Below are 22,164 nucleotides of genomic sequence, written 5' to 3'. Positions count from 1 at the left end.
ATGACGACTCAATTGATGGAAAGCGTTGTGGTGCCGATGGCCGGAAAAGCGTCGCGCAGCCGCCGGATGGTCATTGCCGGCGCAGTGGCGGCGATGCTTGTTGCGGCATGGCCGTGGACGGCGGGGCAGTTCGTGCTGCATCTCGCCATCCTGGCGTGCATCAACATCGTGATCGTCAACGGCATCTCGCTCATCGACCGTTGTGGGCAGTTGTCGTTCGGCCATTCGGCGCCTGTGGCGCTCGGCGCGTATGGCTCGGTGTTGTTCTCGTCGATCTTCGGGTTCGACTCGATCACCGCTGCCGTGCTTTCGCTGGTTGTCGGCGCGCTGGTCGCGGGCGTGCTCGGGTGGGTGATCCTGCGGCTTCGTGGCGTCTACTTCGTGCTGGTGACCTTCGCGTTCGCGGAGCTTGTGCGCCTGGTGCTGCTGGATGCCGCGTCGATCACCGGCGGGGCCAACGGCATCGCCGGCATTCCGCCATTGAGTATCGGCGGCTTCGCCTTCGACACGCGCGAGCGCTTCTATGCGCTGGCGTTGGTGATGGCCGTTGCGTCGGTCGGCTTCAGGGTGTGGCTGTTCAGCCGGCCGCTCGGTCGCGCGATGACTGCCGTCGCAGCGAACCCGGCATTGGCGGAGTCCACCGGCTTGAGTGTGCTTCGCTTGCAGATCGTGGCCTACATCGGCGGCTGCGTGCTCGCGGGCCTGGGCGGCGTTCTGACAGCGCGCTATATCGGATTCATCTCGCCCGAGTCGTTCGCTACCGGCGCGTCGGTGGCGTTCATCACGATGCTCGTGATCGGCGGACGCAAGTCCCTGTACGGCCCGATGCTCGGCGCCCTGGTGCTGACGCCTTTGCCGGAGTTCTTCCGGGGTGCGGTGCAGACGCAGCAGATCTTCTACGGAGCGGCGTTGATCGTCATCCTGCGCTTCCTGCCGAGTGGAATCGTGGGCATCCTGAACTTCAAGGCATCGCGGAGGTCGGCCCCATGAGCGCCCTGCTTCAAGTCCAGGGCCTTTCGAAGCACTTCGGAGGGCTGGCCGCGGTGGAGGATCTTTCGTTCAACGTCGGCAAGGGCGAAATCGTCGGCCTGATCGGTCCGAACGGCGCAGGCAAGACGACTGCGTTCAACACGATCAGCGGCGCGCTCACGCCGACCCGCGGACGGGTGACGTTCGACGGCAAGGACGTCACCGGGCGGCGGCCCAGTTCTGTCGTCGCGGCGGGCCTGGCGCGCACCTTCCAGTCGACCACGACATTTTCGGAGGAGACGGTCGCGAAGAACATCGAGTATGCACTCCTGACCCGCATCGAAGGATCTGCGCCGCAGCGGCTGATGCGGCGCACACACGGGCTGCTTGCACCGCAGCAGGTGGCGTCCGAGGTGGATGCGATCCTCGACATCGTGAGCATGCAGGCGTGGCGGAACATGGCGGCGGGAACGCTGGCCTATGGCCTGCAGAAGAAGCTTGGCATCGCGATCGGGCTGGCGGCGAAACCATCCATGCTGCTCATGGACGAACCGGCAGCCGGTCTCAACCATGAAGAGTGCAATGAATTGACGCGGCTGCTTCGCACGCTGCAAAGGGAGCACGGCCTGACGCTGTTGCTCGTCGAACATCACATGGCCATCGTGATGGAGGTCTGCGAACGCATCGTGGTGCTGGTACACGGCGAGAAGATCGCCGAGGGCAGCCCGGAGCAGATTCGCGCCAATCCCGCCGTTGTGGAAGCGTACCTTGGAGCGCCTGACTATGCCCATGCTTGAAGTCGAGAAGGTCTCGGTTCACTACAAGTTGATGGAGGCGGTTCGCTCCGTCGGGTTTCGCGTCAACAAGGGCGAGCTGGTCGCGCTGATCGGCTCCAACGGTGCGGGAAAGAGCAGCACGCTGAAGGCCATCGCGGGCAGCGTGCCGATGAGCGGCGGCACGATTCGCCTCGAAGGTCAGGAGATTCATCGACTGTCGCCCGAGCAGCGGGTGCAACGTGGGATTGCCTTGTCGCCGGAAGGCCGGCGCCTGTTCGGACGCATGACGGTTCTGGAGAACCTGCTCGTCGGTGCGCACACGATCAAGTCGGCGGCGGAGCGCTCGGAGTCGCTGGAACAGATCTACAAGCTGTTTCCGCGCGTCCACGAGAGACGCAGCCAGCTGGCGGGCTCGCTGTCCGGCGGTGAACAGCAGATGGTGGCCATCGGCCGCGCGCTGATGGCCCGGCCGAAGTTGCTGATGCTGGACGAGCCTTCGCTCGGCATCGCGCCCAAGGTCGTGGCGGAGATCGCGGATGCGATCCGCAAGCTCAATGCGGGCGGCATGTCCATCATCCTGGTCGAGCAGAACGCGCGACTGGCATTGCGGCTCGCCCACAACGCCTATGCGTTGGAACGGGGCGAAGTCGTGAGGTCGGGCAAGGGCGCGGAACTGCTCGACGATCCGTATGTCCGCAAAGCCTATCTGGGGGTCTGAATCGATGCAGACGGCAACGAACAGGGAACTGCAACTGATCGCGCACCGGCAGGCAGACCGGGCCTGGCTCGCGGCGAGCAGGGAAGAGGCGCTGGAGCCCGAACTGCCGATGGTGGATGCCCATCATCACTTCTCGGAGCATTGGGGCGGCTACATGCCCGATGATCTACTGGCGGACATTGCGGGCCACAGCATTCGCGCGACGGTCTACGTGCAATGCGGCTGGGGCTACCGGCCTGAAGGTCCAGAGGCGCTGCGCCCGGTCGGCGAGACCGAGTCGGTGGTTGCGGTCACGCGCGAAGTCAACCTGCGCCAGCGCGAAACGCGCGTGGCCGCCGCCATCGTGGGGTACGCGGATCTTCGTCTGGGCGGGGCTGTCGACGAAGTGCTGGCTGCGCAGATCGCTGCCGGCGACGGTCGGTTTCGGGGCGTCCGAAACAGCGGGGCTTTCCACCCTGACTTCAAGCATGGCGTGCTTCCGCGCCCCATGCAGCATCTGTACGCCGACCCTGCGTTTCGCGAAGGCTACGCCTGCCTCGAGAGGCACGGCCTGAGCTTCGACGCGTGGGTCTATCACACGCAGTTGGAGGACGTGCTCGAACTCGCGACCGCGTTTCCGCGCATTCCGCTCATCCTCGATCACATCGGCGGGCTGCTCGGAGTCGCGGGCTATCAGGGGCGGCAGGATGCCGCGCTGCAAGAGTGGTTGCCGTGGATGAAGAGCCTGGCGCAGTGTCCGAACGTTTCGGTCAAGCTCGGCGGACTCGGCACGGCGGTATTCGGGTTCGACTTCGCCAGCCGACCGGAGCCACCCTCATCGCAGGCGCTGGCCGATGTCTGGCGGCCGGTCTTCGATCCGGTGCTGGAGTTGTTCGGTCTGGAGCGCTGCATGTTCGAGAGCAACTTTCCGGTGGATCGCAGTTCTGCCGGCTACGGCGTGGTCTGGAATGCGCTCAAGAGGATGGCCTCCGGCGCGACCATCGAGCAGAAGAAGATGCTCTTTCATGACAACGCAGTCCGGCTCTATCGGATCGAGCTCGAAGGATGATCTTCGTCAAGAGCCAGGCTGGCCGATCCACTTGGTGACGCTAGGAGGTTCCCAGGCGATCAGTCGATCCAGCAACGCGGAAGGGTCCGGATCGAGGATGATCATGTCCCGATGCTCGGGCTTCAAGAAGCCTTCTCCAACTGCGCGCTCCAGCATCGCCCACGTGGGGTCGTAAAAGCCGCGTGTGTTGAGCGCCCCGCACGCCTTGGCGTGATCGCCCAATTGGGTCAAGGTCGCCATCTCGAACAGTTCTTCCAGCGTTCCGAGGCCTCCCGGCAGTGCGATGAACGCATCCGCCAACTCAGCCATCCGCGCCTTGCGGGCGCGCATGTCGGTGGCGACCTCATGACGCGTGAGCCCGGGATGCAGGTGGCCACGCTCGTGCAGCCGCTGATTGATCACGCCGACGACCGCTCCGCCGGCGGCCAGCGTCTCATCTGCCAACACGCCCATCAACCCCTTGGTCGTGCCGCCATACACGAGAGTGATGCGCCGTGCAGCCAGCTCGCGCCCCAACAGGCGTGCGCCGTTGGCATAGTCGTCGGAGCTACCGAAGTTGGAGCCGCAAAAAACGGCCACGCTCTTGAACATGGCTTTGCCTTCCCCTACATCGCCTCGAACAGGATGTCCTGGGCGCCCTCCCACAATACCTTTTCGCCGAGCGCCCGAAGATGCTCCTTGCCTTCGACGATGGTCAGGAAATGGTTGCCGGCAAGTTGCCCGAGCTTGCTCGAAAAACTGCAACTCCCGTAGGCGAAGATGATCTCCGTCTCGCTGTATCCACCAGGGTAGAAGAGGACATCGCCAACGGACAAGTGGCTCGTATGGTTTTCGTAGTCGACGCCCAGCTTGAAATCGCCCATGGGAATCCAGCAGCCTTCGCCGCTCCATTTGACGTGGATGAGCTTCTCGCGGTAGGGCAACAGTGCCGTGAAGGCGGCCACGGTCTTGGGTGCGTCCGCATGCGGCTCGGCAACAAAGGTGAAGCCACCGGCCGTGATACGAATCCGATTCATTGAATTTCCTGTGTGAGTGGTTAATGGGTCTTCGCCCGGACGATCATTGTTGCGCCATGAAGCGCTTGCGAATAGGTTTCAGCAGCAAGGACAGCAATGCTGCGGCCACATTCATGCTGGCGGCGATCAGGAAGACCATGTCCCAGTTGCCCGTCGCACGCTGGACGACACCGGAGAGCGGAACGACGAGTGCACCCACGCCTTGTGCCGTGAGCAGCAGCGTCACGTTCGTCGCCGTGAACTTGGGTCCGTAGGTGTCGCCGATGGTGGCCGGGAACAGGCTGAAAATCTCGCCCCACGCAAAGAACACGAATCCCGTCAGCAGCACAAACGACAGGGGGTCGTGGCCGAACACCGCCAGCGCCCAGATGCCGAGACCTTCCAGCGCGAATGCCAGGAACATCGTGTTCTCGCGCCCGATGTTGTCGGAGACCCAACCAAAGAACGGCCGCGTCACCCCGTTGAGGACGCGGTCGATCGTCATGGCGAAGACCAGCGCCGGCAGCGTGAGTCCGACCATCGAGACCGGCACGTCCGCGATCTTCATGTCCTTGGCCATCGGTGCAATCTGGGCAATGACCATCAGTCCCCCAGCCGCAATGAGTACGAAGCTCAGGTACAGGATCCAGAAAGGAAGCGTTTTCATCATCTCGACGGGCGTGTAGCTGCGGCGTTCCTTCACGGTCACGTTGGCAACCTGAACCTTGTAGCCGGCCGGCGGCGAGCGCATGAACCACGACAGAGCGAAGATCGTCGTGCCGAAGATCAAGCCGAAGGTGACGAAGGTGCTTTCATAGCCCTGCGTCTTGATCATGTTCACCATCGGGTTGATGAACACCGCCGATCCCAGGCCGAAACCCATGGCGACCAAACCCGCTGCGAGTCCTCGTCGATCGGGAAACCACTTCATCATGTTGCCGGAGCCCATCGCCACCACACCACCGACGCCGAGTCCCCCGAGAGCGGCCGCCGCATAGAGAACCGGAAGCGACGTCGCCGTGCCGTTGAGGACCCATGCACTGCCGATCAGGACGCCGGCGCCCATCACGACCGGCTTGGGTCCGAAACGGTCAATGAGATAACCCTCGATGGGCATGAGCCACGTCTGGGCCACGACCATGATCGTGAAGGCCACTTGAATGGCCACGAGCGTCCAGCCCGTCTTCGCATTGATGGGATTGACGAACAATGTCCAGCCGTACTGGATGTTGGACGCCATCGCCATGCAGACGATGCCGTAGCAAAGCTGCAGCCATCGGTTGTTCTTCGTCGCCTCGCTTGTCGACGCCATCGCTGCCGATGACGTTGTCGCCGCTGTCGCTGTGTTCATGTTCATGTCTGTCTCCACGTTGTATCGGGCCGAATTCCATGGTCACAAGATCGACGTCACGAACTGCCGAGGCAGTTCGCGGCGCACGCCATCAAGAAAGGGGGACTACTTCGCCAGGACGGCCGTTTCGGCCTCGTATCCCTCGGGCACGGCCGTGGGCGGCACGCCCGGCGGTGTGCACAGGATGGCGCTGCTGTAGTTGTCGGTATTGCGGGGCCTTGGCGTTGGCATCTTCTGGATGCCCTTCACCGATTTGCCCCATCCCGTGGCCTCTGTCACCAGCTTTCCGTCGCGCATCACGAAGCGGCCTCGCAGCAGCGTGTGCAACGGATAGCCCTTGACCGCGCGGCCGTTCCACGGCGAGATCTTGCTGATGCTCTGCAGCTTGCCTTGCGACAGCACGCCGGCGCGGTTCATGTCGACGATGGCGATGTCGGCATGCGCTCCGGGCGCGATGACGCCCTTGGTGCCGTAGAGGCCCCAGGCCTTGGCGGGCGCCACTGAGCTCCACTTCACGTAATCCATCAGCGTGGCGCGTTCGCGATTGATTTCGGTGAGCATCAGCGGCATCTGGGTCTCGACGCCGGGAAAGCCGCAATCGCAGTTCCAGATGCTTTCGCGCGTGTTCTCTTCGATGGTGTGCGGCGCGTGATCGGTCGCGATCATGTCGATCGTGCCGTCGAGCAAGGCGTCCCACAGCGGCTGGTTGTGGCGCTTTTCGCGGATCGGCGGGTTGACCCGCATGATGCCGCCGAGCTTGAGCATGTCGTCGGTGCTCAGCAGCATGTATTGCGGGCAGGTCTCGACCGTGACGTCGACACCGCGGCGCTTGGCATCGCGCAGCACATAGAGCGAGTCGGCAGCGCTGTGGTGCGCAATGTGCACGCGCGCGCCGGCCCATTCGGCCAGGATCAGCACGCGGCTGATGGCTTCGACTTCGCATACGGCCGGCCGCCCGGCCAGATGCGCCAGCGAGTCGATGCGGCCTGCCTCGACCATGCGCTTCTGGCGGCGCGCCATGATCGAAGAGTTTTCGGCGTGCACCACTGTGCGAATGCCCAGCGGAGCGAGCTTCTCGAAGCCTTCCAGCAAGGCCCCGTCGGTGGGTGCCGGCAGGTTGCCGAACGTATTGCCGACGAAGGCCTTGAAGCTGGTCACGCCGCCGTCGAGCAACTCCTCGAGCCGGTCGATGGTGTCGTCGCCCAGCAAGCCGTGAATTCCGAAATCGACATACGACGATTGGGCGGCCTTGAGCTTGATGTTCAACGCTTCGATCGTGCCGGTCGGCGGATTGGTATTGGGCATCTCGAAGACGGTTGTCACGCCACCGCATGCCGCGGCGGCCGAACCGGTCTTCCAGGTCTCCTTGTTCGGATAGCCGGGGTCGCGGAAATGCACGTGGCTGTCGATCGCGCCCGGCAACAGATACAGGCCATCGGCCCGCATCTCGTGGCGCGCGGGAGGCATCGTGTCGTCGTGCCCGACGGCGACGATGTGCTCGCCGGAGATCGCAACGGAAGCGTCGATGATCTGGTCAGGCGATACAACCCTCGCGCCGCGAATGACGAGATCGACCTCTTTGTGAATCGTGTTCATGGGGTTTTCCTTTTGGGGAGTGCAGGGGCCACGGATCCCGCTGCGAGCGCGGTCAGAAGCGCATCTGCCTTGGCCGAGAATCCGTGGAGTCGTTGAACGATGAAATGAATGGCGCGCGTCACGAAGGCTGGTGACGGCGTGCTGCACGCATCGCCGAGCAGCACGCAGTCGTAGCCGAGAAAGGCTGCATCCTGCAGGGACGAGAAGACGCATCGATCCGTGTTGACGCCCGTGAACAGCAAGGTGGTGATGCCTTGCTGGCGCAGGATCGTGTCGAGCTCGTTGTCCCAGAAGCCGCTCAGCCGATGCTTGAAGACAGTGATGTCCGTGGGCTCGACGCTCAACTCGTCGACGACCTGCGTTCCCCATTCGCCGGGCACGATCGCTCGCCCGCGGTCGTTCTTCGAGCGTTCGGCGTAGCCCGTGGCGTCGGGGTTGCCGCCCTTGCCCTTGAACAGGATCGTCGGGCTGAGGTTGAGGCAATCCGGTCGGACACCCCAATTGAGCCAGACCACCGCGCCGCCGGCCTCGCGCCAAGCGGGCAGCAAGCGCTTGATCATCCGGATCGGTTTGCGCATCGGACGCACGTCGATGCCCTTTTGACCGAACCATCCTTCGGGATGGCAAAAGTCGTTCTGCATATCGACGACAAGAACCGCGCTGCGTGCGATGTCGATCTCGATGGACTCGGGCTCGGCATCGAACCGCAGCGGGCGCGGAGCGATCGGCTGGCGCACCAGGCTCACGCCTCGCGGACCCACGGTCCAGGCGTTGTGGGGGGAAGGGCCAAACGCCCCCGGCTTCATGGTCTTGTCGGACTTGGCCACCGGATGCCCTCTAGAGCATGGCCCAGCCGCCATCCACGGGCAGGTCCACGCCGGTGATCTGGCGGGCCGAGTCGCTGGCCAGGAACAGGCACGCGTTGGCGATGTCCTCATCGGTCGCGACGCGCCGCATGGCGTAGTCCTCGGCGTGACGGGTCATCGCTTCCTCGAGGGTGATGCCCAGCTCTGCGGCCATGTTGGCGCACACCTTCTCGCGAAAGCGGGGACCGTCGACCATTCCGGGCGCGACGCAGTTGACGTTGATGTTGTGCGGGCCGGCTTCGAGCGCAAAGCTCTTGGTGATGCCGCGCAAGCCCCACTTCGAGGCCGAGTAGGCCATGCGTCCGGCGCGGCCGCGCATGCCGAAGGTGCCACCCACGTTGACCACCTTGCCGTAGCGCTGCGCCACCATGCCCGGCAGCACGGCGCGCATGGTGTTGAAGCAGCCGGTCATGTTCAGCTGCACGATCTGGTTGAACTCTTCGGTGGTGGTGTCCCACCCGGTCTTGCCGATCGGGCCGGAGCCGCCTGCAACATTGACCAGGATATCGATGCGGCCGAACGCTTCGAGCGCGAACGCGGCCAGCGCAGTGCTTTGTCCGGGGTCCGTCATGTCGCACGGCGCGACGACAACCATGGCGCCGAGGCCGCGCGCCTCCTTGGCCACCGGTTCGATGGCTGCGATGTCGCGTCCCGCGAGCACCAGCTTCGCGCCTTCACGGGCGAAAGCCAGGCTGACGGCCCGGCCCATGCCCTTGGCCGGCCCGGTGATCACGGTGACTTTGCCTTTGAGTTGGAGGTCCATGTGTTTGTCCTTTCGGTGGAGAGTGGGTCTCGGGTGTTGTCAATATAGGCGCACGTGCGATCTTCAATCGTGCTGAATTACGTGGGTATCGTTGCCGTTTCGGCAACGCGTCGGGTCGCCAGCCTCCCGGCGTGCGCGACAGTGAGTGCGGTCATGTTGACGATGCGTCGCACGGTGGCGGAGGGCGTCAGGATGTGCGCGGCGGCCCTGACGCCGAGCAGGATCGGACCGACGGTCACGCCCTGGCCCCCGGTCATCTTCGACACGTTGAACAGGATGTTCGCCGCATCGAGATTGGGCAGCACCAGCAGGTTCGCACTGCCGGTGAGCGTGGAGTCGGGCAGCAGCGAGTCGCGCAGGCCCGCGTCGAAGGCCGCATCGCCGTGCATTTCCCCATCGGCCGGCACGTCCGGCATGCGCTCCACGAACAGATCGCGCGCGGCGCGCATCTTCAGCGCCGAGGGCCGTTTGCCGCTGCCGAAGGCAGAGTGTGAGAGAAAGGCCACACGCGGCTCCAGCCCGAAGTAGCGCACGACTTCGGCAGCCATGGCGGTGATGTCGGCGAGCTGCTCGGCGCTGGGGTCGTCGTTGACGTAAGTGTCGGTGACGAAGAGCGTGTGCTTGGGCAGCATCAACGCGTTCAGCGTGGCATAGACCTGTTCTCCGGCACGCGGGCCGATCACTTCCTGCACGTGTTCGAGATGGCCTTCGAAACGCCCGACCAGGCCGCAGAGCATGCCGTCCGCATCGCCGAGATGCACCATCAGTGCGGCGATGGTGGTGTTCGAGCGACGTACGGCGGCCTTGGCCATCTCCGGCGTCACGCCCGCACGCGCATTGAGACGGTGGTAGGCCTCCCAGTATTGGCGGAATCGCGCGTCATCCTCCGGGTTGACGATCTCGAAGTCGCGTCCCGGTTGCATCCGCAAGCCGGCGCGCTCGATGCGCGCGGCGATCACGGCGGGGCGGCCGATCAGGATCGGCCTGACCAGCCTTTCATCCAGCGCAATCTGCACCGCGCGCAGCACACGTTCTTCTTCGCCTTCGGCATAGGCGACGCGCTTGGCCGCGGCACGCGCGGCAGCGAAGACCGGTCGCATGAACATGCCGGTGTGCGTGACGAAGCGGGTCAACGATTGGCGATAGGCCTCGATGTCCTTGATCGGCCGCGTCGCCACCCCCGAGGCTTCCGCGGCGAGCGCCACGGCCGGCGCCAGGCGCAGGATCAGGCGCGAGTCGAAGGGCGTGGGAATCAGGTAGTCGGGACCGAAGCGCAGTTCGCGTCCCGCGTAGGCCGCGGCAACCTCGGCGCTGATTTCGGCCCTTGCCAGGTCGGCGATCTCGCGCACACAGGCAACCTTCATCGCTGGCGTGATGCTGGTGGCGCCGCAGTCGAGTGCCCCTCGGAAGATGTACGGGAAACACAGGACGTTGTTGACCTGGTTCGGGTAGTCGGACCGGCCGGTGGCGATGATGCAGTCGGGCCGCACCTGCCGGGCGAGTTCGGGGCGAATCTCCGGCTCGGGGTTGGCGAGCGCCAGGATGATGGGTTGCCGGGCCATCGACACGACCATCTCGGGCGTGACCGCGCCGGCAGCCGAGCAACCGAGCAGGACATCGGCACCCTCCATGACATCGGCCAGCGTGCGTGCCATCGTCTTCTGCACATAGCGCTGTTTCGACACGTCGAGCTTGTCTTCTCGGCGGTCGTGAAGCACGCCCCTGGAGTCGCAAACATGGATGTGGGAGCGTTGCGCGCCGAGTTCCAGCATCAGGTCAAGGCAGGCAATGGCAGCCGCGCCGGCGCCGGAGACAGCGATCTTCACGTCGCCGATCTTCTTGCCGACCAGTTCCAGGCCGTTCAACAGTGCCGCCGCCGAGATGATGGCGGTGCCGTGCTGGTCGTCGTGGAACACCGGGATGCTCATGCGCTCGCGCAGCTTCTTCTCGATGTAGAAGCATTCGGGCGCCTTGATGTCTTCGAGATTGACGCCGCCCAGGGTCGGCTCGAGCGCGGCGATCATGTCGACGAGCTTGTCGGGGTCGCGCTCCGCGAGTTCGATGTCGAACACGTCGATACCGGCAAACTTCTGGAACAGGCAACCCTTGCCCTCCATGACCGGCTTGCTGGCCAGTGGGCCGATGTCGCCCAGGCCCAGCACGGCCGTCCCGTTGGTGACCACGCCGACCAGGTTGCCGCGCGAGGTGTATTCGGCGGCCAGGGAAGGCGTTTCCTCGATGGCCAGGCAGGCGTAGGCCACGCCGGGCGAGTAGGCAAGCGACAAGTCGCGCTGGTTTGACAGCGGCTTGGTCGGCATCACCGAGATCTTGCCGTGCGTCGGAGTGCGGTGATATTCGAGCGCCGCATCGCGCAAGGACTGTTCGGCGGCGGAAAGGTCGGTGGGGTGTTTTTTCATGCGGGCTTTCGGAGTTCCAGGACGAAGTTGAGCGGCCCAATGTATGGGACACTTCGCTCTCGGATATTGCCGATTGGCGTCAATTCCGTTGCCGATTCGGCAACGGTACGTTCACCTTCCATCCTGACCAGCCATGAACCATCTGCGTTTTCTTCGCTATATCGACGAGGTCGCTCGCGTGGGCTCGATTCGACAAGCTGCCGAGAACCTGCACGTCGCGGCATCGGCGGTGAATCGCCGTCTGCTGGACATCGAGGAGGAACTCGGAACGCCGCTGTTCGAGCGACTGCCCCGCGGGATGCGCCTGACCTCGGCTGGCGAACTGTTCCTGCACTACATCCGAAGCCGGGCAGCCGACCTGGAGCAGGTGCGATCGGAAATCGCGGAACTCCAAGGCCTGCGGCGCGGCCATGTGAGCCTGTTGTCGAGCCAGGCGCTCGCTCCGGTATTCCTGCCGCGCGCCATCGCCGATTTCCGGGCGAAACACCCTGGGGTGACGTTCCAGGCGCGCTTCGGCGACCATGTCCAGGCACTTGCTGCCTTGCGCGCCTTCGAGATCGAGTTCGCGCTCGTGTTCAACCTCGCGCCCGATGCCGACATCGAGCGCATCGCGGAGTTCGACCAGAAACTGGTGGCAACGATGCACCGCAGCCATCCATTGGCCAAGCGCGAAGGCGGCATTCGACTGCGCGACTGCGCCAACTACCCGCTGGTCTTGCCCAACCGCGACACAGGGGGAAGACAGATGCTGGAACGCTTTCTGGCGCGAAGCTCGCAGAAGCTGAGTCCGGTGGTGGAAAGCACCGGCTTCGAATTCCTGCGCGGATACCTGCTCCATGAGCACGCCATCTCGTTTCAGTTCGAGATCGGCGCCACCAGTCACCGCGGCGAGTTTGTCGCCCGTGAAATCGAAGACCGCGGATTTCCGCGCGGGCAACTCGTTCTGGCACAACTGCGCGGTCGGCAGTTGCCCGTGATTTCTCATACGTTCGCCGAGCATGTGATCCACGCGATGGGAAAGGCAGGCGCCGAGCCGTGACCGTTGCCGTGACGGCAACGCAGGACCCGTGATTCGGTACATCTGGAAAGCACCATCCGGCGCGTCGGCTTCGTACCATCGGTGCCTTCAACAGCGGCCGGAAACGCCCAAGATGAATCACAACATCGTCGCCGGTGGCGGCTCGGAAGCACCACCTCCTTTCCTCGACTGCGCATGGCTGCTGGCCGATCCGGGCACCGCAGCGGCCCAGTCCAACGTGCGCATCGCGTTCGACGGCGGCAACGTCCGTTCGATCGAACGGCTCTCCGGCCCGGCGGGCGGAGCGCGAAATCTGGCGCTGCCGGCGCTGTCCAACGCACACGACCACGCACGCACCTTTCGCAGTGCCACGCTGGGTGCCTCGGGCCAGCCGCTCGAGAGCTGGCTGCCCTTCCTTGGCGTGACGCCGGGCATGGACCCCTACCTCTGCGCGGCAACATCGTTCGCACGTTCGGTACGGCACGGCGTTGCCAACCTGATGGTGCACTACACGCGGGTGCAGGGTGGCATGCCCTACATCGACGAGGCGCGCGCGGTGTCCCGCGCGGCGCGCGACGTCGGCGTGCGCATCGGCTTTGCCGTTTCGATGAGGGACCGCAACGGCATCGCGTACACGGACGACGCGACCGTGCTGGCCGCCTTGCGACCCGGGATCCGCGATGCCGTCGCCAAGCGGCTCGCCGTGAAGCCCGTAGCGCCGGCACAGCAACTCGCGCAGGTCGAAGAGGTCGCGACCATGGTGCGAGAAAGCGGCCATGGCGACTGGGTCACGGTCCAGTATGGGCCGACGGCTGTTCAATGGTGCAGCACGCCGTTGCTCGAAGCCATCGCCCGGGCTTCGGCAGACACCGGGCGGCCGGTCCACATGCACATGCTGGAGTCCCGCTATCAGAGGGATTGGGCCGATGCGGTTCATCCTCGGGGGATCGTGCGATTCCTCGACGAGATCGGTCTGCTGAGTCCGCGCCTCACCTTGGCGCATTGCACCTGGGCCCGCCCGGAGGATTTGGCGCTGATTGCCGAGCGCGGCGCGACCATCGCGGTCAATACCGGATCGAACCTCGGCCTCAAGTCCGGCATCGCGCCGGTGCCGGAAATGCTCAAGCAAGGTTGCCGCGTGGCGATGGGCCTGGACGGCCTGGCCTTCGACGAAGATGACGACGCGCTGCGCGAGATGCGGCTGGCCTATGCGCTGCATCGCGGCTGGGGATACGACACGACGATGTCGCGCAAGCAGCTTTGGGAATTTGCCGCGTGCAACGGAGCGCGCAGCGTCGGAGGTGCCCGCATGTCATCGGCAGGCCGCATCGCGCCGGGCAACCCCGCCGACCTCGTGCTGCTGGACTGGAATTCGCTCGACAACGACAGCCTGTTCCCGGACGTCGATCCGCTGGATCTGCTGCTGGCGCGCGCCAATGGGAGCCACATCGCCAAGGTGCTGGTCGGCGGGCGCCTGGTTGTCGACGGCGGCCGCGTTCAGGGCATCGACGAGGCGGCCATGAACGCCGAGTTGCTCGCCCGCATGCGCCGCGCGCTGGCCGCGGACGTCGCCAACGCGTCGTGGAGGGAAACGGTCAAGGCACTGGCGGAAGACAGCGGGCCCTTCTACCGTGCGAATCGTCTCTGGGGCTGCTGCTAGTTGGCGATCGAGATCGTCTCGTTCATCAAAAACGCCAGACTCGTCTAACGCACTTCGCAATCCACAGCGTTGGACTTTGCAGTCGACGTTGACGTCGGCGCGGGCGCTGGGGCGCTGAACGCTGGAGGCGGCGTGAACTGGATGCCAGGATTCTTTGGCACGACGACCGGAGGTTGGGTGATGGATGCCGTGTAGCCAAACTGCCCTGCGGCAAAGTTCGAGGTGCCGGTCGGATTGGTGACGTGGATCAGGCCGTCGAGGACCTGCACGTAGAGTCCCGGGGGCAAGACCGGTGCGGGCGGGACCGGCCCTTGGGCCAAGGCCGCCGCGCCGTGCATTCCGAACAGCAGGGCGATCAGCAATTTGTTCATGGGAATTTCTCTCTCGGGGATCAGGGGACGATCAGGGACGGATCGGGTTCAGGGACACGACCATGCTCGCGTTCCCCTGAAGCACCCCCATGGGCGTGTTGATCACGGTCGATTCCGCACTGCGCCGTCCAAGCTTGCCGGCGGTGCTCTGAATGCCGCCCTGCGCCAAGGCCAGTTCGACCTTGTCTTGCTGCGGCTTATCTGCGTCGTAGGCATAGCGCGTCACGACCAGCGTGGATTCGGGCTGCAGGAGCACTTGGGCGTCGTCCTTGAAGACCACCCGGGCGTAGCTGTTGCGCTGGGTGGAAAGCGTGTCGCCCTCGTGCACCTGCGAGTTCACGGCGAGCACCCGATTCACGCCATCAGAGCCTCTGGAAACCAGCATGCCCGACAGATCGGTGACGGTGCCGACTGCCTGTGCGAATACGGCCTGCGCCGACAGCAGCAAGGCAATGAGAGGCAAGCGGAGGAGGGGGGTCGATTTCATGCCTTGCTCCTTAGTTGCAGTACATCTTCTTGGCGGGCTCGTTCTTGGTCCCGGACTTGTCCTTGGAGGCGACCTCCTTGGTGTCACTCTTGTCCGCAACCTTGTCTGCTTTCTTGCTGTCGTCGCTGGTACTGCTGGTCCCGCCGGTAGACGCAGTGGTGGAAGCGCTGAGGAAGACCGGGTCCTGCTGGCTCACGGGCGTCGCCTGCATCGCCGTGACGGTCTGGATGACTTCGTTGGAAGCCTGCTGGACGGGCTTCACCGGGGCCGATGCGGTCGGCGGCGACAGCACCTGGCAAAGCGCCGAATTGGGAGCGATGGTGCAGATGTCCGCCGAGGGCGGAGGCGTCGGCGCTGGCGTTGGCGTTGGCGTTGGGGGTGACGCTGGGGGTGGCGCGGGAGGTGCCGGCGGAAGGGCCGGGAGCGCAGGTGGCGTCGGGGCCTGCACGACAGTCGCCGTCACGCGAGCCGCGGCAGTGCCTTGCGGCGCGTAGCTGACGGCCACCGTGGCGACGGCGCCACCGAACGAGACGGGCGCCGCAAGGACCTGATCAAAGCTCCCGCTATTGCTCAAACCGCGCGCCACGATGAAGTCCGCATACGCCGCGTTCGCCGGCGCAAAGGTCCCCAGCGCGTCGATCTGCAGCATGCCTCCCAGGCGTGCAGAGCCATCGATATCGAGCAAGTCGAACTCTCCAGCCCCCAGCGCGCCAAGCTTGACGTCGAGCACGCCATTGCTGCCCTGCGAGTAGTTGCCTTGGACCGACAAGGTGCCCACCGCAGTACTCGTGCCTGGCGCCACCTTCCCGTTGTTGAACAGCGTGCCGCCGCTCGCCCCGCCCATCGCGAGGGTGCCGCTGCCACTGATGCTGCCGTTGTTGTAGATGTCCGCGCCGCCCGTGCGCAGCGTGCCGCCGCCTTGAAGCACGATGGCGCCATTGTTCATATGCGCCTCGTCGAAGGTCGCGTCGAGCACGGCCTGGTTGATCTGCACCGTGCCGCCGGCCTGGTTGTTGAAGGTGCCGCTGCCCTGCAGGATCAACGCCGATGTGCTGCCGGGCCCGACGCTCACTGTGCCGAGGTTGTTCCACACGGACTGGTCGAGCAGCGTCACCTGCGCGCCGTCCGCATGGACCCGATTGCGCGTGGTGAGAACGTTGCCTTGCCCATTGATCGCAGTGCTCGCCCCCAGCGACAGTTCAGGCGCCCCGGCGCCGACATCCACCGAGCCCATCAGGGTGATGTAGTTCTGCCAACCCATCGTGCCCGCGCCGGCAAAGGAGACGCTGCTGTTCAGCGCCACGCTGTCGAGCGTGACGTGGGCACCGCCCATCACCTGCACCTGCCCGTCGAGCTGCGCACCCATCACGCTGAGCGAGCCGGCCTCCGAGCGCACCACGCTGCCCGCCGTGCTGCCGAAGCCCGTGTAGACCTGATCAACCGCGCTCGTCTTGACCAGACTGCCGTTGTTGACGAAGTTCGCAAGCGCCCCTCCGGCGTCCCTCAGCACGTAGGTCTGCGTGCCCGAAGTCGTGACGACCCCGTCGTTCTTGAAGTGCGTGCCTTCGTCGGAGGACGAGATCGCGCCGTTGCCCACGACCGCCACGCTCGTGCCATTGGTCCAGGCGGCCGCGCCGTGCAGCGCAAGAGTGCCATCGACCACCACGCCCGTGCCTTGCGTCGACAGCAAGCTTGAACCGAAGCCCCACAGGTTGGTGTCGTGCAGCACCAGCGCATTGCCGCCGGCGCCGAAGACCAGGGTCGTGCCCAGATGGACCTCACCCGACCATTCCAGCGTGCCGCTGCCCGTGAAATCGGTGCCCGCATTGAAAGTGTGTCCGCCGGACATCGAGAGCCCCGCTCCCGACGCAATGTAGAACTGGCCCGTGTGCGCACCACCGTGGTCGAGGACCGCCGAGCCCGTGCCGCCGACGGACACTGTTCCGTCGTTGTTCAATGTGCCTGACAGGGCCGAGCCTGCACGGTTCAGCGCCAGCGTGGCGTCCGGCAGCACGTTGACGACGGCGGCGTTGATCGCCGACGTCGCCATGTTCAGGGAGGTCGTGCCTGCGCCAATGTTGAGCGTGCCGTTGCCATTGCCGCCGAGGCCCTCCGACACATTGAGGACGCCACCGTGCAAATCCAGGTTCGCGTTGAGCTTCACCGCATGATCGACGCCGGTGTAGTTGCCTTGATAGTTGCTGTTGAGATTGAGCCCGAGCGCACTGTTGACGCTCGTGATCGGCGCATTGATGACGATGTTGTTGCTGGCGTTCAGCGTCAGCGCCGAATCCACGCTGCCCGTCTTCGTGATGGCGGCGGAAACGGTGATGTCGCCATGCCATGGATCGGTGGCCGGGTTTCCCGTGCCGGTGGTGATGCTGACATTCACCCCCGAATCGAGTTGCGAAGTGATGGTGCCCGCACTGATCCGAGCGCCGGATTCGTTGGACACGAGGGCGCCTGTGACGCCGCTGTCCGGGCCCGACGCCACGATCTCAATGTCGTACGGGTCGATATGCCACTCTCCGCCGCGCCCCACCACCGGCACGTTCACGACATCGAGCGAGCGATGGCCCGAGGTATCGACGTAGCCGCCCTTGCCGGCGCTGCCCGTGGCCGCAACCCGGCCGTCGATCGAGGCCGCCCCGTCTGCAATCAACTCCACGCGCCCGCCCGTGGTGCCGCTGGCGCTGATGTCCGATGTGCTCGATGTCTTCACATCACCGGATGCGCGAAGGAACACCCGTCCGCCTTCGCTCACCACGCTGTCGGCATGGATCTCTCCGCTGTTGCTCACCAGGCCGGCCGTCAGGCCGATGCGCCCGGCCTCCGCGACGATGCGCCCGAGGTTCTTCGCCTCACCCTGCGTGCCGGTGATCTCCACCGAAACGCCCGGTGTGCCGGTGTCCATCAGTTGCACGTTCTGTCCGGCAGCCAGCAGCACTTCGCCATTCGGCGCGTTCAGCGTGCCCGTGTTGACCACGCTCGGTGCCACCAGGTAGATGCTCCCGCCCCTGGCCGTGTTGATGGTGCCGGCGTTGCGCACCTCGCCCGCCGTGGCACCGCTCTTGAAGGTCAGCCGGCCCGCGAGAAAGTCGCTGTCGCTCACGTTCAGGGTGCTCGCCACGAAGCTGCCCACATCGATGCGCGCGCCAGCCCCCACCATGATGCCGGCCGGATTGATGAGCCACAGCGCCCCGTTGGCCTTGATCTGCCCCTCGATCTGCGAAGGGTCGCCGCCCAGCGTGCGCGCGAGCAGCGCGGACTGCGCGTTCGGCTGGCGGATGTCCACGACCGCGCCCGAGCCCACATTGAAGGTCTGGAAATTGACCAGCGCCTGCGAGGTCGTCTGGTTGATGTTCAGGGTCGTGCCATTGCGGGTGATGGCGGCATTGCCGGAGGTGACGTTCCATCCCGTCGGCAGGGCCCCTGGCTGGACCTGCGCCCACAACGGTTGGCTCATGGCCGCGCACAGTGTGGCGATGGCAAGTGGAAGACGGCGGAGTCTGAAGCAGCGCATGGGGATCTTTCCTTTTCTTCTTGTCGTCTTCAGTACGCCAGCACCGCGAGGAACTCCGCACGCCAGTCGCCGCGCTTTTCGTTCGTCGCGGTGCCTGCGTCCACCACACGGGCCACGTCCAGGCGCAGATTGAAATCCCGCGTCCAGACATAGCGCGTGCCGAACCCCACGCTGGACACGTTGACGCTGTACGGCACCGTGACGCCGTTCGCGCGGTTGTTGCTCCCATGGCCGGCGTCGAGGAAGGCGAGCATCCGCCACTGGCCCGTGATGCCGGCCCACCCGGCCAACTCTGGCGTGTAGATTTCGGCGTTGACGACCACGCCGCTGTCCGCCACCACCGCGCGCTCGTCGAAGCCGCGCACCAGCGTCGCACCGGTCAGCGAGAACTGCTCGCTGCTCACCAAAGGTGATGAGCTGTATTGCGCTGTGCTGGCCAGGCGCACCTGCCAGCCACCGGCCAGCGCCTTGTTGAAGGCAGCCGCGCCGTACGCGGCCATGAAGCTGTCCGTCGTGTCGCGGTTGCCGGAGGTGAGGTACGAATAGCGGTCGACGCGCCCGTCGACGTTGGTGTAGCTGCTGCCGGTCGGGATGTTGCGCCACACGCCGGCCGTGTAGCTCAGGTTCTGGTCGATCCCATCGCGCTGGCCGACGTAGCTCAGGGTCAGCGGCGTCGTCTGGTACGGCACGCACGAGGCGATCGGTGGCGTCGGCCCTTCGATGCTGACTTCCTGGCCGCCCACGTTGCAGCGCGAGTCGATGTTCTTGTGATCGACACCGAGCACCAGCTTCGCGGAGCTTTCGCCATCGCGGCCGAGAAAATGGTTCCAGCGCATGCCGTACACATCGCCCTTGCCGGTGAAGCCCAGCACGCCGCCCAGCGTGGGCGAAGCGGCCGGCGAATTGGTGTTCGACTTGCCGTAGACGAAGTCCAGGCTGTCGCCAATGCCGTAGAACGGGATCCGGTAGCCCAGCGAATAGAGGTCCATCCGCACGCCGTCCGGCTTGTCGGGCGAGGTGGTGTAGGCGAGCGTTCCGACCTGGTCGCGATCGAACAGGTTGGCGTGCTGCAGCGCGATGCCCGTGCGCCAGGTGCCGGTCGACGACGTCCCCGTGTTGTCGACCGTGGCGATCAGGCGAAGCGGATGGTAATCGGTCACCGCCACCTTGGCATCGATGGTCCCGGGCGCTGCGCCTTCAGCCAGCGTCACGCCGATCTGCTTGGCGGGGTTGTCATTGGCGAGCTGGAGCGATTCCGAGATTGCGCCCAGCCTGGGCGGCTGCCCGACCTGCAACGGCACCACGCTGGCGCGGATGTTGTCGGCGTCGAAGTGCTGGTTGCCGATGACGGTGACCGAGGCGATCACGCTTTCCGCCACCTTGATCCGCACCACGCCGCCGGTCAGTTCCTGCTCGGGCAGCGAGACGGTGACGGCGCTGTAGCCGGTCTTCCGGTAGGCGTCTTGCAGCGCCTCGACAGCGAGTTGAATGTCGCCGTACGCGCGGCCCGGACCGGTCATTGGGGCAACGCGCTTGTCGATTTCGGAAGAGGCCAACAACGTGTTGCCTTCGACTTGGAAGCGGGTGATGTCGAAGCGCACTTCGCCGGGTGCAGCGATGGCCGATGCAGCCGCGAAAGCCAAGGCGGCGGTCAGCCCGCGCCGGGCCAGGAATCTCGTCTTCTTCTTCTTCAAGCGTCCGCTCGCAGTTCTTGCTCAGTCCATTCGGCTGAACAAACGACGCGCGGTGGCAACTAGCTCTGTTCAGGATGCGGGGGATGGTAACGTCATGTAACGACGCGGCAGGCGGGTGTGACGGATCAACGGACGGCCTTCGGTTGAAAACAGGGCGTATTTCACGAACTCGGCCCATGCGCTGTAGAGCTACGCGATCGCCGTGGACCCGCGCCGGCTCCGCCTCGCCCCGCCTGCCGCACGGACTACGCCGGGAACACCTGCGAAGTGAAGAACTTGCGGGGGTAGACGATCCCGAGTGCTGCGGCGTCGTTGTCGTCCTTCGTATGCGCGGTGAAGAAATGGTCGAAGCCTGATCCGGCTTCCCAGTCCTGGATGTGGACGTGGAACAGTTCGGTGCCCGCGGGCTCCGTTCCAGGTGGCGCCTGGAACTGGAAGGCGCGTGAGGTGACCGTGCTGCCGCCGCCCAGGGGATTCAGGTTGCCGACGATCATGCCGGGCCCGAAGGAGTCGGTCGCTTTCTCCCGCACCGTGGTCCCGTTCAGCCCGAGGATGTGCAGCGGAACGTTGGTCATGTCGACATGTCCGTTGTTGGTGAGCTTGATGCGGAATTCCCAGATTTCACCCGAATTGACGTCGGTGTCGGTGCTGCTTCCGACCCGGCCTTCGTTCACGATCTCGATCACGGTTTCGTCCCTGGGGTAGCTGTTCATGGCATTGGCGATGTCGTCGAGGACTGACATTTCGATCTCCTTGAGATGGCCGGAATTGAAGGATCCGGATCGTTTCCGGCAACAAGCGATCCAGGCCTCCAAGGTATTTGGAAAGGCGATGCGCCGAATCCCACTCCAGGGGGGAATGCGCAGGTCGATCAGTCGGCGAGGGCCGGTTGATCGGCCGACAGGCGCTCCACCAGTTGCTGGTGGCTGTTGATATCGAGCCGTGTGTAGATGGCCTTGAAAAAGTCCTTCAGGGTGTTCGGCGTGATGTTGAGCCGGTGCGCGATCTCGGCGTTCGACAGGCCCTTGGCGCTCAGCAGCGCGATCTCTCTTTGACGCAATGTCAGGTTGGTGGCGTTGACACGCTCCAGCAAGTGCGCCTCGAAGGGCACCAGTTGCTCGATCAGGATGCCGATGCGTTCGGACGGTCCTTGCTCGCCGCTCAGCCGGTAGCCGCGGAAGACGAACTCGCCCCAGCCGTTGCGCCGCACTTCGGTGGGCAACCTGGCGCCACCGGTGCCCTGGTCCATGCGCTCGCGCAGTGCCAATGCGATGTCGCGCAGGGCCGGACGAATCGCGCGGACGTCTTCGCGCTCGACTTCGGTCTCGAGGGTGATGCTGTCCATCAGCGCAAACAACGCCAGGTGGTGAGCCTGCTCGGACCATTCGACGACTTCGCCTTGCGCGTCGCAGACGACCAGTGCCGATCGTCCCGCACCGCGCACGAACCTGGGCGGGCGGGCCGACTCGACGCGCATGGCATGCGCCAGGTAGGGCAGTACCCGGCCCACGAGTTCCTCCTCGGCTGCCGAGAAATCCTGATCGTCGTGTCCGCGAATCAGACTGAAAAAGCCATACGGCCGCATCGCATCGCGCACCACGCCGTCGAGCACCCACTTGAAGCCGTAGGGCTTGAAGATGGCCGCATAAGTGGGCGAGGTTTCGAACGCCGGCTCGCCGCAGCTGCGCAGGTTGCCGGTCGGCTTGCCGAACATCAACAGGTCCTGGATGCTGATGCCGGCGTCGATGGCGTAGCGCTTGTAGTGCAGGATGATCCACGCCGCGCGGCGCGGAAGGAAACGGTCGGCCCACGCATTGGTCACGCGACCAGCTTCGCTCGACCAGGCGAATTGGCCATACATCGACGGAATCGATTCGCGCAGTTGCGCGATCACCATCGGCACGAACGATCG

At 64.9% G+C, this 22,164-nt stretch carries 19 protein-coding genes; 6 read left to right on the top strand and 13 right to left on the bottom strand.

Annotated elements, in window-relative coordinates; genetic code table 11:
- The 4 genes from AC1DHL_RS03950 to AC1DHL_RS03935 are packed head-to-tail and all read left to right on the top strand — an operon-like array spanning nucleotide 1 to nucleotide 3,511.
- On the top strand, nucleotides 1-990 hold the full coding sequence (locus tag AC1DHL_RS03950) for a branched-chain amino acid ABC transporter permease (protein WP_478160743.1): 990 nt from the start codon (nucleotides 1-3) through the stop codon (nucleotides 988-990).
- Nucleotides 987-1,766, top strand: a complete 780-nt coding sequence (locus tag AC1DHL_RS03945) for an ABC transporter ATP-binding protein (RefSeq protein WP_478160741.1) — start codon at nucleotides 987-989, stop codon at nucleotides 1,764-1,766. The genes AC1DHL_RS03950 and AC1DHL_RS03945 overlap by 4 nt, the downstream gene beginning before the upstream one ends.
- On the top strand, nucleotides 1,753-2,463 hold the full coding sequence (locus tag AC1DHL_RS03940) for an ABC transporter ATP-binding protein (RefSeq protein ID WP_478160739.1): 711 nt from the start codon (nucleotides 1,753-1,755) through the stop codon (nucleotides 2,461-2,463). Before AC1DHL_RS03945 ends, AC1DHL_RS03940 begins: the two co-directional genes overlap by 14 nt.
- Nucleotides 2,435-3,511: an amidohydrolase family protein gene (locus tag AC1DHL_RS03935; RefSeq protein WP_478160737.1), complete on the top strand. Its 1,077-nt coding sequence runs from the start codon at nucleotides 2,435-2,437 to the stop codon at nucleotides 3,509-3,511. The genes AC1DHL_RS03940 and AC1DHL_RS03935 overlap by 29 nt, the downstream gene beginning before the upstream one ends.
- 6 nt (nucleotides 3,512-3,517) lie before the next feature.
- On the opposite strand, the gene AC1DHL_RS03930 is transcribed toward AC1DHL_RS03935, so the two are convergent.
- The 7 genes from AC1DHL_RS03930 to AC1DHL_RS03900 all read right to left on the bottom strand — a co-directional run bounded on the left by AC1DHL_RS03930 (nucleotide 3,518) and on the right by AC1DHL_RS03900 (nucleotide 11,499).
- Complete coding sequence (locus tag AC1DHL_RS03930; protein ID WP_478160735.1) at nucleotides 3,518-4,102, bottom strand: LOG family protein; 585 nt, start codon at nucleotides 4,100-4,102, stop codon at nucleotides 3,518-3,520.
- A 14-nt stretch (nucleotides 4,103-4,116) separates the two neighbouring features.
- Nucleotides 4,117-4,527, bottom strand: a complete 411-nt coding sequence (locus AC1DHL_RS03925; protein WP_478160733.1) for a DUF3830 family protein — start codon at nucleotides 4,525-4,527, stop codon at nucleotides 4,117-4,119.
- 43 nt (nucleotides 4,528-4,570) lie between these two features.
- Nucleotides 4,571-5,863 carry an oxalate/formate MFS antiporter gene (gene oxlT, locus AC1DHL_RS03920; RefSeq protein ID WP_478160731.1) on the bottom strand — a complete coding sequence of 431 codons (1,293 nt, stop codon included), beginning with the start codon at nucleotides 5,861-5,863 and terminating at the stop codon, nucleotides 4,571-4,573.
- A gap of 99 nt (nucleotides 5,864-5,962) precedes the next feature.
- On the bottom strand, nucleotides 5,963-7,453 hold the full coding sequence (locus AC1DHL_RS03915) for a dihydroorotase (protein WP_478160729.1): 1,491 nt from the start codon (nucleotides 7,451-7,453) through the stop codon (nucleotides 5,963-5,965).
- Nucleotides 7,450-8,280 carry a cysteine hydrolase family protein gene (locus tag AC1DHL_RS03910; protein WP_478160727.1) on the bottom strand — a complete coding sequence of 277 codons (831 nt, stop codon included), beginning with the start codon at nucleotides 8,278-8,280 and terminating at the stop codon, nucleotides 7,450-7,452. Before AC1DHL_RS03910 ends, AC1DHL_RS03915 begins: the two co-directional genes overlap by 4 nt.
- A 10-nt stretch (nucleotides 8,281-8,290) precedes the next feature.
- On the bottom strand, nucleotides 8,291-9,082 hold the full coding sequence (locus AC1DHL_RS03905; RefSeq protein ID WP_478160726.1) for an SDR family NAD(P)-dependent oxidoreductase: 792 nt from the start codon (nucleotides 9,080-9,082) through the stop codon (nucleotides 8,291-8,293).
- A gap of 77 nt (nucleotides 9,083-9,159) precedes the next feature.
- Nucleotides 9,160-11,499, bottom strand: coding sequence for an NADP-dependent malic enzyme (locus tag AC1DHL_RS03900; protein WP_478160724.1), 2,340 nt, complete (start codon nucleotides 11,497-11,499; stop codon nucleotides 9,160-9,162).
- A 133-nt stretch (nucleotides 11,500-11,632) separates the two neighbouring features.
- Between AC1DHL_RS03900 and AC1DHL_RS03895 the strand changes: the two genes are divergently transcribed.
- Entirely contained in the window at nucleotides 11,633-12,538 is a 906-nt protein-coding gene (locus AC1DHL_RS03895; RefSeq protein WP_478100290.1) for a LysR family transcriptional regulator, read from the top strand.
- Between the two features lie 112 nt (nucleotides 12,539-12,650).
- Nucleotides 12,651-14,177, top strand: a complete 1,527-nt coding sequence (locus tag AC1DHL_RS03890) for an amidohydrolase family protein (RefSeq protein WP_478160722.1) — start codon at nucleotides 12,651-12,653, stop codon at nucleotides 14,175-14,177.
- A gap of 44 nt (nucleotides 14,178-14,221) precedes the next feature.
- Here the strand turns inward: AC1DHL_RS03890 and AC1DHL_RS03885 are convergent, their stop codons facing one another.
- From AC1DHL_RS03885 to AC1DHL_RS03860, 6 genes are all read right to left on the bottom strand, one after another.
- Nucleotides 14,222-14,548 (bottom strand): hypothetical protein, encoded by a 327-nt coding sequence (locus tag AC1DHL_RS03885; protein ID WP_478100286.1) that lies wholly within the window; start codon nucleotides 14,546-14,548, stop codon nucleotides 14,222-14,224.
- Nucleotides 14,549-14,579: 31 nt separating this feature from the next.
- The gene (locus AC1DHL_RS03880) at nucleotides 14,580-15,035 is read right to left on the bottom strand and encodes a FecR domain-containing protein (RefSeq protein WP_478160720.1); all 456 of its coding nucleotides are present in this window, start codon (nucleotides 15,033-15,035) and stop codon (nucleotides 14,580-14,582) included.
- Nucleotides 15,036-15,045: 10 nt separating this feature from the next.
- Entirely contained in the window at nucleotides 15,046-18,558 is a 3,513-nt protein-coding gene (locus tag AC1DHL_RS03875) for a two-partner secretion domain-containing protein (protein WP_478160718.1), read from the bottom strand.
- Between the two features lie 29 nt (nucleotides 18,559-18,587).
- Nucleotides 18,588-20,252, bottom strand: coding sequence for a ShlB/FhaC/HecB family hemolysin secretion/activation protein (locus AC1DHL_RS03870; RefSeq protein ID WP_478100280.1), 1,665 nt, complete (start codon nucleotides 20,250-20,252; stop codon nucleotides 18,588-18,590).
- Between the two features lie 245 nt (nucleotides 20,253-20,497).
- Entirely contained in the window at nucleotides 20,498-20,995 is a 498-nt protein-coding gene (locus AC1DHL_RS03865; protein WP_478160716.1) for a hypothetical protein, read from the bottom strand.
- Between the two features lie 128 nt (nucleotides 20,996-21,123).
- Nucleotides 21,124-22,149, bottom strand: a complete 1,026-nt coding sequence (locus AC1DHL_RS03860; protein WP_478160953.1) for a helix-turn-helix transcriptional regulator — start codon at nucleotides 22,147-22,149, stop codon at nucleotides 21,124-21,126.
- Between the last annotated feature and the right edge of the window lie 15 nt (nucleotides 22,150-22,164).

Source organism: Variovorax sp. 10L426 (assembly GCF_056395305.1).
The sequence above is the reverse complement of the archived record's forward strand: the minus strand, read 5'-3'. Positions and strand labels throughout refer to the sequence as shown.

Coding starts and splice junctions, on each gene's coding strand:
- AC1DHL_RS03860 (WP_478160953.1), bottom strand. CDS start 22,149: ATGGTGATCGCGCAACTGCGCGAATCGATTCCGTCGATGTATGGCCAA.
- AC1DHL_RS03930 (WP_478160735.1), bottom strand. CDS start 4,102: ATGTTCAAGAGCGTGGCCGTTTTTTGCGGCTCCAACTTCGGTAGCTCC.
- AC1DHL_RS03915 (WP_478160729.1), bottom strand. CDS start 7,453: ATGAACACGATTCACAAAGAGGTCGATCTCGTCATTCGCGGCGCGAGG.
- AC1DHL_RS03865 (WP_478160716.1), bottom strand. CDS start 20,995: ATGTCAGTCCTCGACGACATCGCCAATGCCATGAACAGCTACCCCAGG.
- AC1DHL_RS03925 (WP_478160733.1), bottom strand. CDS start 4,527: ATGAATCGGATTCGTATCACGGCCGGTGGCTTCACCTTTGTTGCCGAG.
- AC1DHL_RS03935 (WP_478160737.1), top strand. CDS start 2,435: ATGTCCGCAAAGCCTATCTGGGGGTCTGAATCGATGCAGACGGCAACG.
- AC1DHL_RS03880 (WP_478160720.1), bottom strand. CDS start 15,035: ATGAAATCGACCCCCCTCCTCCGCTTGCCTCTCATTGCCTTGCTGCTG.
- AC1DHL_RS03940 (WP_478160739.1), top strand. CDS start 1,753: ATGCCCATGCTTGAAGTCGAGAAGGTCTCGGTTCACTACAAGTTGATG.
- AC1DHL_RS03905 (WP_478160726.1), bottom strand. CDS start 9,082: ATGGACCTCCAACTCAAAGGCAAAGTCACCGTGATCACCGGGCCGGCC.
- AC1DHL_RS03945 (WP_478160741.1), top strand. CDS start 987: ATGAGCGCCCTGCTTCAAGTCCAGGGCCTTTCGAAGCACTTCGGAGGG.
- AC1DHL_RS03900 (WP_478160724.1), bottom strand. CDS start 11,499: ATGAAAAAACACCCCACCGACCTTTCCGCCGCCGAACAGTCCTTGCGC.
- oxlT (WP_478160731.1), bottom strand. CDS start 5,863: ATGAACATGAACACAGCGACAGCGGCGACAACGTCATCGGCAGCGATG.
- AC1DHL_RS03885 (WP_478100286.1), bottom strand. CDS start 14,548: ATGAACAAATTGCTGATCGCCCTGCTGTTCGGAATGCACGGCGCGGCG.
- AC1DHL_RS03890 (WP_478160722.1), top strand. CDS start 12,651: ATGAATCACAACATCGTCGCCGGTGGCGGCTCGGAAGCACCACCTCCT.
- AC1DHL_RS03950 (WP_478160743.1), top strand. CDS start 1: ATGACGACTCAATTGATGGAAAGCGTTGTGGTGCCGATGGCCGGAAAA.
- AC1DHL_RS03895 (WP_478100290.1), top strand. CDS start 11,633: ATGAACCATCTGCGTTTTCTTCGCTATATCGACGAGGTCGCTCGCGTG.
- AC1DHL_RS03875 (WP_478160718.1), bottom strand. CDS start 18,558: ATGCGCTGCTTCAGACTCCGCCGTCTTCCACTTGCCATCGCCACACTG.